The 13,102-nt window shown below is 50.8% G+C and carries 10 protein-coding genes and 1 tRNA gene; 5 read left to right on the top strand and 6 right to left on the bottom strand.

Annotated elements, in window-relative coordinates; genetic code table 11:
- Positions 1–71: 71 nt before the first annotated feature.
- The 3 genes from SC127_RS12485 to SC127_RS12475 form a co-directional block, all read right to left on the bottom strand.
- Positions 72–156, bottom strand: a tRNA-Leu gene (locus tag SC127_RS12485).
- Between the two features lie 237 nt (positions 157–393).
- Complete coding sequence (locus tag SC127_RS12480) at positions 394–1,464, bottom strand: YsnF/AvaK domain-containing protein (RefSeq protein WP_332626698.1); 1,071 nt, start codon at positions 1,462–1,464, stop codon at positions 394–396.
- 27 nt (positions 1,465–1,491) lie between these two features.
- On the bottom strand, positions 1,492–1,887 hold the full coding sequence (locus tag SC127_RS12475) for a DUF2382 domain-containing protein (protein WP_332626696.1): 396 nt from the start codon (positions 1,885–1,887) through the stop codon (positions 1,492–1,494).
- A gap of 604 nt (positions 1,888–2,491) precedes the next feature.
- Between SC127_RS12475 and SC127_RS12470 the strand changes: the two genes are divergently transcribed.
- From SC127_RS12470 to SC127_RS12460, 3 genes are all read left to right on the top strand, one after another.
- Complete coding sequence (locus SC127_RS12470; RefSeq protein WP_243078680.1) at positions 2,492–3,001, top strand: DUF2501 domain-containing protein; 510 nt, start codon at positions 2,492–2,494, stop codon at positions 2,999–3,001.
- A 270-nt stretch (positions 3,002–3,271) separates the two neighbouring features.
- A complete protein-coding gene (locus SC127_RS12465; RefSeq protein WP_243078681.1) occupies positions 3,272–3,907 on the top strand; it encodes a hypothetical protein in 636 nt (211 codons plus the stop codon).
- 49 nt (positions 3,908–3,956) lie between these two features.
- Entirely contained in the window at positions 3,957–4,622 is a 666-nt protein-coding gene (locus tag SC127_RS12460; protein ID WP_243078682.1) for a MarC family NAAT transporter, read from the top strand.
- Between the two features lie 756 nt (positions 4,623–5,378).
- Here the strand turns inward: SC127_RS12460 and SC127_RS12455 are convergent.
- From SC127_RS12455 to SC127_RS12445, 3 genes are read right to left on the bottom strand one after another with little or no spacing between them, the layout of a single operon-like run.
- Positions 5,379–6,644: a c-type cytochrome gene (locus SC127_RS12455; protein WP_243078683.1), complete on the bottom strand. Its 1,266-nt coding sequence runs from the start codon at positions 6,642–6,644 to the stop codon at positions 5,379–5,381.
- A gap of 4 nt (positions 6,645–6,648) precedes the next feature.
- A complete protein-coding gene (locus SC127_RS12450) occupies positions 6,649–8,418 on the bottom strand; it encodes a GMC family oxidoreductase (RefSeq protein ID WP_215847761.1) in 1,770 nt (589 codons plus the stop codon).
- A 38-nt stretch (positions 8,419–8,456) separates the two neighbouring features.
- Positions 8,457–9,185, bottom strand: a complete 729-nt coding sequence (locus SC127_RS12445) for a gluconate 2-dehydrogenase subunit 3 family protein (protein WP_332626691.1) — start codon at positions 9,183–9,185, stop codon at positions 8,457–8,459.
- Between the two features lie 708 nt (positions 9,186–9,893).
- Here SC127_RS12445 and SC127_RS12440 point away from each other — a divergent pair.
- Entirely contained in the window at positions 9,894–11,465 is a 1,572-nt protein-coding gene (locus SC127_RS12440; protein WP_332626689.1) for an ABC transporter substrate-binding protein, read from the top strand.
- A gap of 125 nt (positions 11,466–11,590) precedes the next feature.
- Positions 11,591–13,093, top strand: coding sequence for a helicase HerA-like C-terminal domain-containing protein (locus SC127_RS12435; protein ID WP_332626774.1), 1,503 nt, complete (start codon positions 11,591–11,593; stop codon positions 13,091–13,093).
- Positions 13,094–13,102: the final 9 nt, after the last annotated feature.

Raw genomic sequence — 13,102 nt, 5'->3', positions numbered from 1 at the left:
CCAAAAAAAAAGCCTTTCGGCTTTAATTTTAGGGACTTATGGGCTGTCCCGGACGTTCTCGTATCTCTCGATGGTGCCGAAGGCCGGACTCGAACCGGCACACCTTGCGGCGGTTGATTTTGAATCAACTGCGTCTACCGATTTCGCCACTTCGGCACTGAAGAGGATGCGGAAAACGTTGGGGATTATACCGTTACACGCTCAACGCGCAAGCCCCTTTAACAGAGATATGCGCTAAGCGGCGAAAAAATCAGCGGAAAGTGCTGTAAATCCACTAAATGCAACAAGGCCAGCCTTCCGGCTGACCTTGTCTGGTGTTGCAAAGCTTAAAACGTAAACCGCTCTAAACCTGCTATTGACGCGAAATCATCTCCGCGACATTTAACTGACTACTTAGTGCGAATGGTCGTAATTACGTTGTTTCAGTTTATCTTCGACCTTGTCTTTCGCTTCGCCAATTTTCTCACCTGCCCTTTCGGTTACGCTGGGCTTGGTATCACGCGTTTGCGCATTCAGTGGTGTATTGCCGGTCGTGTTCACACCATTGGGATTAGTAGCAGCCGCAGCGGGTGACACACCTGCACTGCTTGCCGTTTTTCCGCTATTCGGTGTTAGCGCACCTTCAACCGCTGCGGGTGTCTTCCTGTCGATGTCCACTTCCTGACGGCGTACGGTATCGTTCACTGTTTCAGTGCGATCGCTGCCATCTGTCCGCACCACCACTTCCTCTTTCACATTGGTGGTTTTGTTGATCACTGGCTGTTCGTGCGACTCGGCGACTTCTACCGTTTTTTCCGACCAGTCCACTTCACCGGTCAGCGCTGGCTCATTCACAGAGCGACGGAAAATATCAGCATGCTGCTCATGCAGCGAAATATCTTTTGCGACTTCATCGGTCACAGTATAACGGCGTACACGGGTTGAACCTTCGCTAACCAGACGTTTACCCACTTCCAGCTGCTCTTCAGCCAGACGTAGAATATCTTCTTCACTTTCATCGCCAGTGAGAGAAGTTCGCAGTGGTTCAACTTTGCTACGGCTGCGATCATTGGTTTCGCCCGCAAACTCACGGCCTGCAGTAGGATTTACTGCACGTTCGCCCGCATTTTGCTGTGTCGAGTCGCTAAGCGAACTCTTCATGCGTGAAGGAACATCAACCGAGTCATGGGAATGAAGGATGGTCATTGCTTTGGCCAGCTTCTCTTCCTCGGTGCGCAACGAAAGGACTACGCCGCCTTTATCCATCGCTTTACTGTAAATGTCCGCCTGATCTTCATCTACTGTATGACCAAACAGACGCTGCCAGATGCTTGGATGTCGAATAGCTTTCCCTTCTGACTGCAAACGTTCACCACTGATTAAACTGATATCTTGATCAGGAAAACCGGCTTTCAGGAGATTTCTTTTCGCGGCATCTGCCTGAATTGCAGAATCGAACAATGTTACGATTTTTTCGTGTGCCATGATTATTCCTCTCTTGTTAGCTATTTATTACCGATCGTCTTCTTTCTCTATGTTTACCTGCTGCTTGCGTCGAGTTACCACTTCCTGAAAAGGCACGGTCTCCTGAACCTTTCGAATGTGGATCTCTTCCTTAAGCACCAGTTTTCTTACTACAACAACTTCTTCCTCAACGACCGGAACGATAAGTACGCCGTTTTCTTCCCTGATTTCTGGCATGGACTCTACGTGTTGCGCTTTAGCCACATGCTCAACCTCAACTTTTTCCTTATTAAGCAACGTATTGATCACTTCGTCATGCTCAGTTGTGGAACGGGTTACACGGACACGACCATCCACAACCTTCTGCTTTGTCAGCTCTATCTGCTCTTCAGCGAGCTTCAGCGTGACGTCAGCTTCTTTATTGTGTTCCGGCTGTCCAGCCATATTCTCTCCCGCATATCTTCTCGATAATTAAATATTCACACAATCTCTATGAGTGAGATGAATATTCGCCGCAACTGCCTGACACAGTGATTAAGCCTAGATGATAAATTTGAGTTTGGAAGAAGAAATAATAATTTTTATTGATCACCATTAAATTAAACCCAAATGTTAAGGCCGTTAAAATCACTATAAAAGCGAAACATCATAAAATATAAAATCAACCTAACTCATTGATGATTAATGAAAATAAGCAACGCCGACTTTTTACACCCAAAGTTACCCAAACCCGCATCCTGCCTGGATTCTATCAACTAAACGCAGCGCGAAATTTACATTTCCCAGGACTAAGCGCACTTGTTTATATCTAAGTTTTAATAAATATTAATTAATATTTCAGGCCGGGCACTTAAATAATAAAAGGCACGTCCAAGCCACTTTTATAAAATACAAACCAATGCTTATATCGACACTGATTAAAACAACAGCAGATTCATGCAGAATATTCTCAAAAGGATAAGCACCCTGTATTTAATTGAACTTTTATCGTTCAGACTTCTCTGAATTGGCCAGAGCCAGTGAAGATAATTAAATGACTGAGGTTGAGATGAAAAAGTTACAAAATTTGGGATGGGGTTTAGCCGCGCTTTTCGTAGCAGGTAGCGCATCGGCAGCAAGCTGGCAGGATCAACTCAGCAGCGCAGCGTCGCAGTTGAATCAGCAGAACAACAGCACTTCCACCAGCAATACACAAAGCACGCAGAACAGTGGCTTATCGCTGTCATCACTCACCGGTTTACTCAACGGCGGTGACAAAGCAGTTAGCGCCAACAGCATGACCAACGCAGCAGGCGTGATGCAATATTGTGTTGAGCACAATGTGGTGAAAAACAATGTGCAGTCGGTGAAAGATCAGGTACTGAGCAAGCTGGGCCTGAATACCACAACCGCACAAGAGCAGAAAACCGATTACCAGCAAGGCGTGGCCGGTTTGCTGAATACCGGTAACGGTCAGCAGTTGAATCTGCAAACCTTGAGCAACTCAACCATGGGCGAGAAGCTGAAAACCAAAGCGTGTGATGTGGTATTGAAGCAAGGCAAAAACTTCATTTCTTAATCGCATGTTGATCGAATAAATTTAAGCGTATGAACAAGATGTCATGCGCTTATTCCCCCTTTCCCCGCCGTTTCTCCGCAAATTTAGCGCTACGTCTTTTACCCCTTTGAATCGTTTCTCATTTCTTTACGACAACACGTAAAAAATCACCACGGCGAGAACGCTAATTGTTCGCGTAACCTGTGCCGCAGCAAACTGCTGATCCCTGTCGTTTCCTAACGCATCATCCAGCGTTATAGTGAGTTTTTAGAATCACACAGGACTGCACGTATGAAAGGCTTCAACATTGCGATTTACTTCGATCCCGATCTCATAAAAGCCTGCGTACACGACCCGGATGGCAGCTATATCAACAAAAAATTCGAGTACGAAGACGGTGTAATTGAAGAGATATACCAATGGCTTGAACAATACGAACCGAGCAAAACGCATATCTGCCTGATTGAGAATGAAACTGCCGAGTTGCTCGCAGATGAGCTGGTCGATAGCGGCTACCATGTGCATCAGGTCACCATGCATCAGTTGCTGAACTGGTTTGCGGCTGAGCCGCCTTCTACGCCAGATGGCACACCGATGCGCGCCATGCTGCGCTACCTTGAGGAAGAACAGCCGCGCGAATATGAGTCGCGTACGCCACAAACCGAAGAGCTCATGGAGATGTTTGACGAGCTGGATGCGCTGGAGATGGCGGACGATACCGATGATGAAGACAGCTTGCCCGACGCCATTTTGCGCATTATGAAGAAGCAAAAAGTGAATGCCACTCACGCTGCTCAGCAGTTAATTCCCGACGTGAATGAGCGCATCCGTGAACATTTGATGCAATATCCTGAATTGATGACGCCTGAAATTTTACAAGACTTTTTCCCGGAACTGTTAGAAGCGCTGGAACGCCCGAAACACTAAAAATGTGCGTCAGCATCCCGCTGACGCTTCATTCATAGAGGGAAACGGCATGCTGGAACTCTTAAAAGCTATCGGATTAGGATTAGTGGTGATCCTACCGCTCGCCAACCCGCTCACTACCGTGGCGCTGTTCTTAGGATTAGCTGGCGACATGAGTTTCAGCGAGCGTAATCATCAGGCCTTTCAGGCTTCAGTTTACGTTTTTGCCATCATGATGGTGGCGTGGTACGCCGGTAACGCGGTGCTGCACACCTTTGGCATCTCGATTCCAGGCTTGCGTATTGCGGGTGGATTGATTGTCGCGTTTATCGGTTTTCGCATGCTGTTTCCGACTAAAGCGGCAGGACAATCGGTTGAAGCTGAACAAAAGCTGGATGAGCTAGAAAAGAAAGAAACGGTGAATATCGCTTTTGTGCCGTTAGCCATGCCGAGTACCGCCGGGCCTGGCACCATTGCGATGATCATCAGTTCAGCCTCTACAGTAAGAAGTGGCGAAGATTTCCCTGACTGGGTCATCACTGTGGCGCCAGTTATTATCTTTTTTTTGGTGAGTCTGATTCTCTGGATTTCGCTGCGCTGTTCAGGCGGCATTATGAAGCTGGTCGGCAAAAGTGGCATTGAAGCCATTTCGCGCTTGATGGGCTTTTTGCTGGTCTGTATGGGCGTGCAGTTTGTCATCAACGGCGTGCTGGAAGTGGTTCACGCGTTTCATTGAGATTCATCGGTCTTCAACTCACTCGAGCAGCCTTTTCACTCTCATCAACAACTCACTCGATCAGTCTCCTCCCCCATTTATGGGGGAGGATTAAGGTGGGGGGCATTGCGCAGAGGAATATCTTGCCCGCTGTCCCCCATCCTAACCTTCCCCCATAAATGAGGGAAGGGACCGATTGGAGAGTGATTAAGCTTCTCCCATATCTGTATGGGCGTGCAGTTTGTCATCAACGGCGTGCTGGAAGTGGTTCACGCGTTTCATTGAGATTCATCGGTTTTCAACTCACTCGAGCAGCCTTTTCACTCTCATCAACAACTCACTCGATCAGTCTCCCCCACGTGTGGGGAAGATAAAGGTGGGGGACATTGCGCAGAGGAATATCCTGCCCGCTGTCCCCCATCCTAACCTTCCCCCATTTATGGGGGAAGGGACCGATCGGAGAGTAATTAACCTTCCCCCATAAATGAAGGAAGGGACCGATCGGAGAGTGATTGACCTTCCCCATAACGGTATGGGCGTACAGTTTGTCATCAACGGCGTGCTGGAATTGGTTCACGCGTTTCATTGAGAGATTCGATCGGTCTTCAACTCACTCGAGCAGCCTTTTCACTCTCATCAACAACTCACTCGATCAGTCTCCTCCCCCATTTATGGGGGAGGATTAAGGTGGGGGGCATTGCGCAGAGGAATATCCTGCCCGCTGTCCCCCATCCTAACCTTCCCCCATAAATGGAGGAAGGGACCGATCGGAGCAGATTAGTGTTGAAGTGACTTACGTACTTCCGCTACCTGATCTTTGCTCACCGCTGGCGCCTGGTTGCTCCAACCCTGGCGAACGAAGGTGGCGAGCTGCGCCACTTCTTCATCACTCAGGCGACTCCCAAAGCCCGGCATCGCCAGCGTCGACGGTGCTTTCTCGGTTGACGGTTGCTGAGCACCCACCAGAATGGTGTGGATCAAACCGGTTGGATCTTTCGCATTCACGATGGTTGCCTGATCCAATTCTGGGAAGATCCCCGGCGCACCTTTACCGGTGACAAAATGACATGCGCCACAGTTGTCGAGATAAAGACGTTCGCCTTCGCTCAGGTTTTTCGCTGCCGTCAGTTTGGCTTCAGTCGCCTGCTGTGCCTGCACATTACTCGCCTGCAACGCTGGATTACCCCCAATGAACTTCAGGTAAGCCGCAATCGCTTTCAGATCGGCATCAGTCATGTGTGAGCTGCTGTGTTCAATAACAGACTTCATCTCACCGCCCACCGCAGCTTTGTCATTACGTCCAGTTTGCAGGTATTCAACAATCTCCTGCTCACTCCAACGCGGCATACCACGCAGCGAAGGCACATCCCAGTTATTCAGGCTGCCACCCGCCAGGAATTGATCATCCCCGCTGTCGAGCGATTTCTCGTTCATGCCTAAACCACGTGGCGTATGACAGCTGCCGCAATGGCCGAGACTTTCTACGATATAAGCACCGCGGTTGATCTCTTCAGATGCGCCGCCAATTGGCTGGAACGGTTTGTCCGTGGTGAACGCCCAGTTCCAGAAACGCATGCCCCAACGCTGGCTGAACGGGAAGCTCAGCTTTGTTTCAGAAGGCTGTTCAGCACTCGGCTTCACACCCTTCATGAAGTAAACGTACAGCGCGTGCATATCGGTGTCGCTGATCTTGGCGTAGTCCGGGTAAGGCATCGCCGGATAAAGGCGTGAGCCGTCCGGCAGAACGCCTTTACGTACCGCGTCAGAGAACTGCTGCTCGGTGTAATTACCGATACCGTGCTCTTTGTCTGGCGTGATGTTAGTGGAGAAGATGGTGCCAAGATTCGACTCAATCGCCAACCCCCCCGCGTAATCGGGCTTACCCGAAACCGAGTGGCACGCCATGCAATCGCCAAGACGAGATAAATACTCGCCCTGCTTGATCAGTTGAGCGTCATCTTCTGCGTGCGCCTGCACCGCAAATCCGCTGGCAAGCAGCAAGGCGTTGGCGAATAAGAATGATTTTAAATTCAGCTTGTTCATACGCTTACGCCTGTACCAGTGGGCCGGGATTTTTCAAATAGTGATCTTTGATTGCTTGTGCCGCCATCAAGGTAATCGCGCCGATGGTATCGGTCGGGTTAGCCTGGAAGTTCTGCGGGAAAGCGTTACCGCCCGGTACAAAGACGTTATGCACGTCCCAGCTCTGCAAGTACTTGTTCAGTGCTGAAGTTTTCGGGTTGTCGCCCATTACCGCGCCGCCCACGTTGTGGGTGGAAACGTATTTGGTCAGGTCAAAGTCAGCGCCCATTGGCAGGAAGCTCATGCTGGAACTGTCTGGATTCAGCTCTTTCGTGATGTTACCCACGATACCTTTCAGGTGTTGCTGCAACTTCAACTCGTTCTCTTTCCAGTTGAAGGTCATGCGCAGCAGCGGCAAGCCGTGATGATCGTTGTAGTTCGGATCCAAATCCAGATAGATGTCACGGTACGACTGGCACGTCGTGGTGATACTGATCTTCATGGAATGGCCGTACCACTCTTCCAGGCCTTGCTTGTAGCCCATGCCCCAGGTTGGCGTGCCTTTAGGCAGCGCGGTGCTGATTGGCGTACCGGTTGCTTGCGAACTGTGGATCTTCGCGCCGCCAAGGAAGCCAAGTGCAGGACCATCAAAGTTGCCTGGCGAGATATCATTAAACATCTGGCCGGTTGCGCCTGCGGTCGCATACGGGTTGAAGTTTTTGTCTTTGAAGAACAACGTCGCACCGCCGTTCGACAGGAACGCGTAGTTACGTCCTACCACACCCTCTTCAGTGATTGGGTTGTACGGCTTGCCGATACCGGACAGCAGCATCAAACGCACGTTATAAAGCTGGAAGCTGCTCAGTACCACGATTTTGGCAGGCTGGAAGCATTCGTTGCCCTGCGCATCAATGTAGATCACGCCTTTCGCGGTTTTCTTGTCATCGTTCAGCACCACTTTGATCACTTCGGCGTGCACTTCATAAGAGAAGTTTGGCATGCGCTTCAGTGAATCCATCACGGCAGTTTGCGGTGAGGCTTTGGAGTAGTTCAGGCACGGATATTTACTGCAATAACCGCAGTAGTTACACGGCGCAATCTGGTTGCCGTACGGGTTTTTCCACGCCCGTGATACGCAAGCAGACGGGTTCGGGAACGGGTGATAACCCAGTTTGGTCGCCGCTTCTTTGAACATCACGTTGTTAAGCGTGTCATCCAGCGCAGGCAGCGGATAAGGTTCTGAACGCGGTCCTTCAAACGGATCTCCGCCTTCAAGAATTTGGCCGCGCAGGTTGCCGGTGTTGCCAGACTGGCCGCAAATCAGCTCAAACTTGTAGTAATAAGGCTCGATCTCATCCCAGGTGAACGGGAAATCCATCACGCGCATATCTTCCTGCAGGATCCCTGGCTTGTACGCCTCATCCACGTAGGTTTTCAGTTTGATATCAGTTGGGGTTGGACGGATCAAAACGGCCGTCCAGTGCATACCTGCGCCACCCACACCGGTGCCCGGTGCAAACGCGCCCCATTTACGGGTCGGCAATGCGGTCTGGCTGGTGTTGTAGCGAACCGTTACCGCGACTTCTGCCGGGGTCGCAAACACTTTATTACGTACCGCGTATGCATATTCATCTGCCGGTTTTGGGTAAGCGAATTCGTCGTAATCGCGATCGCCACCGCGCTCCAGCGCGCGCACTTCAAGCCCAGCCAGCGCCAGCTCAATACTCATCAACGAGCCAGCCCAGCCGAGGCCGCAGACAATGACGTCGACTTCTTTTTTAGTAACCTGTGCCATGATAATCCTGTTTCAAATACCTGATGCGGGATGCACGCTTAGGCGCGCTCACCTTTAATACTCACTGGGCCTAGCGGATACGGAACGTTGTGCTGTTTCACCCATTCGGTGAAGCTGGCACGCGCGCCCGGGAAGCCGATAGCAATCCAGGCTTTCATGCCTTTGTTGCCGCCGTACATAGGGTCCGCGAGGTAACCGTGCTTGGTATCGGAAAGCAGCTGGCTAAAGAACTGCGACGCTTTCAGGTTCTCTTCACCCAATGCGGCAAAGTCGATACCGTTTTTGCTGATTTTTGTCAGCACGTCATCTTTCTCTTGCTCAGTAAGCGCATGGAAGGATTTTTGATAAGTGCTCTGCGTCCACTGTTCAACCAACTTAATGCTGGTCTTGTACAGCTGCTGTGGACGGAATGGGATCTGATACCCCATGGTGGCCGGCGCGTTGATATTGAACGGGCCTTGCATGTAGATTTCGCTGCCAAACTCTTCGCTGTGCAGTTGCTGATCGATAAAGATCGGCACGTTGGTTTCCAGTGCGCCAGGTGCTTTACCGTTGCCGCCAGCCGGAATCAAACGATCGGTCGCCGCAAGAATAAATTGCCACTCATCTGCACTAAAAAATATCGGTTTATAGTCAGCTAATTCCGGTGCTGCCAATTCCGCAGCTTGCGCTGCAGTTATTCCTTTAAATACCAGCTCACTTAATGGCAATGCCAATAATGAGCCCAGTAAAAATTTACGCCTGGTGGTGGGTTTTTGAAGAAGCATAGCCGCACGACTCTCATTTGCTCTCTACTAAACATTATTCAAGCTATCGCATGGCGGCACGCTCATTAATTCGCCAAAGACTTACTTAAGTAAGTGATGGGAGAACACGAGCGCAGCCTACACGCGTATAACTTAAACAAGGTGAAGTAGAAGTAATTATTATGTGAATAACGAAACATATCGGTTAATAACCTGGCAATCTTAGGGATATAGATATGTCTAAATGTAAAAATTGAATTTGAAATGTGTTTTAGTGAAAATTTATCATCGTGTTGCTGAGAGGTTGCAGGCAGGTAACAAAATTTGAGGGCGGAAATTTAGGCTAAAACCGCACAATCATCGGGTAATTGAAACAATATGCTGAATCATTAACCACTATTATTTCCGTAATGTCATCATCACGTAAAATAATCGATAAAAATAAATCATACTTCCATACAAGAGAATTATTCTCATTGGCAACATTATATTTACTTTTACCCGGTTGCAAACAGATATAGCCGTAATAAGCAGCAAATCAGAATAGGCCGGTTATTTTCCGGGCGGATAAAAAATACGCAACGCTATTTACCGGCGTCGTTCTGTTTCAAATTGTTCATCTGCCTGAAAGCCTGACGCAATATTTATGCAAAGCTCAGAACAAAGCGGCATTTTGACATTTCTCATTGCCGGATAGAGTAGGTTTATCAATTACTCAGGATAAACCTCATGCGTAAATCGCTACTCGCGTTGCTGGCCACCATGACGCTAGCTACCACCGCTCAGGCGGCAACACCCACAGACACCCTGGTCGTCGCCGTGCCGCTGGATGGCATTATCAGCTTTGATCCCGCCGAAAGTTTTGAGACCGTCAGCAACAGCAGCCTGCGTAACATTTATCAAACACTGCTGGAACCGAATCATCAGGATGCGCAGCAGTTATCGCCGCTCGCCGCCCTAAAATGGCAAGCCGGGAAAACGCCGCACAGCCTGATATTTGATCTTAATCCGCAGGCACGTTTTGCCAGCGGTAATCCGTTAACGGCACAGGATGTCGTGTTCTCGTTAACGCGTGCGGTGAAGCTAAACAAAGCACCCTCTTTTATCCTCGGCGAGTTTGGTTGGACGCCAGAGAACATCGACCAGCAATTTACCGTGATCAACGATCATCAGCTTGAACTGCGCTGGCCGGCGCAAATCGGCAACGATCTGGCGCTGCGGTTGTTAACGGCGCCCGTGGCGTCGATTGTTGACAGTAAGCTGGCGCTGCAACACGCCAGCAATAATGATTTCGGCAATGGCTGGCTCAAAGTGCATTCTGCGGGCAGTGGCGCTTATGCTATCAAGCAGTTTATTCCGCTGCAGGCGCTGCTGCTGGACGCCAATGCCAATGCGAGTCCAAAACCGCATCTGAAACGCGTGCTGCTAAAAGGCGTGGCCGATCCCGGTTCGCGGCGTCTTCTGATTCAACAGGGTGATGTTGATGTGGCTTACCAGCTCGGGCCAGATCAAATCGCCGCGTTAAAAACCGACGCGGGTGTACGTATTGATGCCTTCCCGTCTAGCCTGGTTTATTACCTCGGCTTTAACACCAAAAGCGCCCAGCAACCCGCCCTGGCGAACCCCGCGCTGTGGCAAGCCGCCCGCTGGTTAGTCGATTACGACAGCGTCGCCAATCAGCTGCTCAAGGGCCAATACCGTATTCATCAGAGCTTTTTGCCTGATGGCTTTGACGGTGCACTGAACAGCACGCCTTTCCATTACGATGTAGATAAAGCCAAAGCGATTCTGCAAAAAGGTGGCATCAAGCCCGGCAGCCATATTGCGTTAACCGTGGTAAATCAGCCGCCTTATATTGACGTCGCGCAGGCGCTACAAGCCAGCTTTGCCAAGGCGGACGTCAATCTGGATATTCAGCCGGTGGCAGAGTCAGAGTTATGGAGCAAAATGCGCGGTCGCGACTTTGAATCGATCTTTGTTTACTGGGGTGCGGACTATATCGACCCAAACACCAACGCAAGCGCCTTCGCCTATAACGTTCCCAACGGCGGCAAAACGCTGGCATGGCGCGTAGGTTGGGAGATTCCCGATCTCAGCGCAGAAACCCGCACGGCGGCAGGCGAAAGTGATGTCGCGAAGCGCCGCGCGCAATACGCTGATTTACAGACCCGCGTTCAGCAAGATTCACCTTATGTGGTGATGTTACAAGGTGCGACGCAGGTCGCGGTGCGTAACAACATCAGCCACGTGCGTCAGGGCATTGGCGTCTCGCTGCTCAACTTTGAGGAGGTCCAAAAGTAAGGTTTTACGTCCCGCCGAGTTCGCGCCTGGCGGGACGCGTCCGTTTTTCGGGTAAATCTTCTCCGCTCTGCCGCGCCCCGCTTGCTATTCTTCAGGCATATCCTATCGCCTGAGAGTGGAAAATGATGACTTCCCCGCTGCTGATTGCCCAAACGTCCGACGTCCAACTCCATCTTTTACCGCAGATGGCCAACCGCCACGGTTTAATTACCGGCGCAACCGGCACCGGTAAAACGGTCACGCTGCAAAAGCTGGCAGAATCTTTTTCCACTATCGGTGTGCCGGTCTTTATGGCTGATGTGAAAGGCGATTTAACCGGCGTCGCGGCGGAAGGCCAAAGCAGTGAAAAATTGCAGCAGCGACTGGCGAAAATCGACGTCAGCGGCTGGCAGCCGCAGCGTAATCCAGTGATGGTGTGGGATATTTTTGGCGAGAAAGGCCATCCAGTGCGCGCCACGGTTTCTGACCTTGGCCCATTAATGCTCGCACGCTTGCTGAATCTTAATGAAGTGCAAAGTGGTGTGTTGCAAATCATCTTCCGGATCGCCGACGATCAAGGCCTGGTGCTGCTGGATTTCAAAGATCTTCGCGCCATGACGCAATACATCGGCGATAACGCCAAATCTTTCCAGACGCAATATGGCAACATTAACAGCGCATCGGTGGGTGCCATTCAGCGCGGCCTGCTGGCGCTGGAAGAGCAAGGCGCGGAACACTTCTTCGGTGAGCCGATGCTGGAGATCGCCGACTGGATGCGTGTCGACAGCGACGGCAAAGGCTATATCAATATCCTTTCCGCCGAGAAGCTCTATCAAATGCCGAAACTCTACGCCACCAGCCTGCTGTGGATGTTGTCAGAGTTATATGAACATCTGCCGGAGGCGGGCGATCTCGATAAACCCAAACTGGTCTTTTTCTTCGATGAAGCGCATCTGCTTTTCAGTGATGCACCGCCGGTTCTGCTGGAAAAAATTCAGCAAGTGATTCGCCTGATTCGCTCTAAAGGCGTTGGCGTGTGGTTTGTCACACAAAATCCTGCTGACATTCCCGACAGCGTGCTGGGCCAGTTAGGTAATCGCGTCCAGCACGCCCTGCGCGCTTTCACCCCCAAAGATCAGAAAGCGGTAAAAATCGCAGCGGAAACGCTGCGCGCCAATCCAAACTTTAATACTGTCGAGGCGATACAAGCGCTCGGCACCGGCGAAGCGCTGATCTCATTTTTAGATGAGAAAGGCAGCCCATCGGTGGTTGAACGTGCAATGGTGATTGCCCCTGGCTCGCGCATGGGCCCGGTCAATGCTGATGAACGTAACGGCCTGATCAACCATTCGCCGCTGGCGGGCAAATATGACACCGAAGTCGATCGCGAATCGGCTTTTGAACGACTGCAACACGGTGTGCAAGCAGCCAGTGAAAGCGCTAATGCGCCGGAAGTCAAAGGCAACAGCGTGGCGGTGGATGGCGGCATTCTGGGCGGCCTGAAGGATATTCTGTTTGGTAGCACCGGCCCGCGCGGCGGAAAAAAAGATGGCGTAGTACAAACCATGGCGAAAAGCGCCACGCGTCAAATCACTCATCAAATCATTCGCGGCGTATTAGGGAGCCTGCTGGGCGGACGCCGACGTTAACGTTGCACC

Origin of the sequence: Pantoea sp. T14 (assembly GCF_036663535.1) — a bacterium.
GTDB classification, from domain to species: domain Bacteria; phylum Pseudomonadota; class Gammaproteobacteria; order Enterobacterales; family Enterobacteriaceae; genus Pantoea; species Pantoea phytostimulans.
This window is presented reverse-complemented; position numbering and strand designations above follow the sequence as displayed.

Bases quoted from the DNA above. Each gene is read 5' to 3' on its own strand.
- SC127_RS12480 (WP_332626698.1), bottom strand. From the start codon at position 1,464: ATGGCACACGAAAAAATCGTAACATTGTTCGATTCTGCAATTCAGGCA.
- SC127_RS12475 (WP_332626696.1), bottom strand. From the start codon at position 1,887: ATGGCTGGACAGCCGGAACACAATAAAGAAGCTGACGTCACGCTGAAG.
- SC127_RS12470 (WP_243078680.1), top strand. From the start codon at position 2,492: ATGAAAAAGTTACAAAATTTGGGATGGGGTTTAGCCGCGCTTTTCGTA.
- SC127_RS12465 (WP_243078681.1), top strand. From the start codon at position 3,272: ATGAAAGGCTTCAACATTGCGATTTACTTCGATCCCGATCTCATAAAA.
- SC127_RS12460 (WP_243078682.1), top strand. From the start codon at position 3,957: ATGCTGGAACTCTTAAAAGCTATCGGATTAGGATTAGTGGTGATCCTA.
- SC127_RS12455 (WP_243078683.1), bottom strand. From the start codon at position 6,644: ATGAACAAGCTGAATTTAAAATCATTCTTATTCGCCAACGCCTTGCTG.
- SC127_RS12450 (WP_215847761.1), bottom strand. From the start codon at position 8,418: ATGGCACAGGTTACTAAAAAAGAAGTCGACGTCATTGTCTGCGGCCTC.
- SC127_RS12445 (WP_332626691.1), bottom strand. From the start codon at position 9,185: ATGCTTCTTCAAAAACCCACCACCAGGCGTAAATTTTTACTGGGCTCA.
- SC127_RS12440 (WP_332626689.1), top strand. From the start codon at position 9,894: ATGCGTAAATCGCTACTCGCGTTGCTGGCCACCATGACGCTAGCTACC.
- SC127_RS12435 (WP_332626774.1), top strand. From the start codon at position 11,591: ATGACTTCCCCGCTGCTGATTGCCCAAACGTCCGACGTCCAACTCCAT.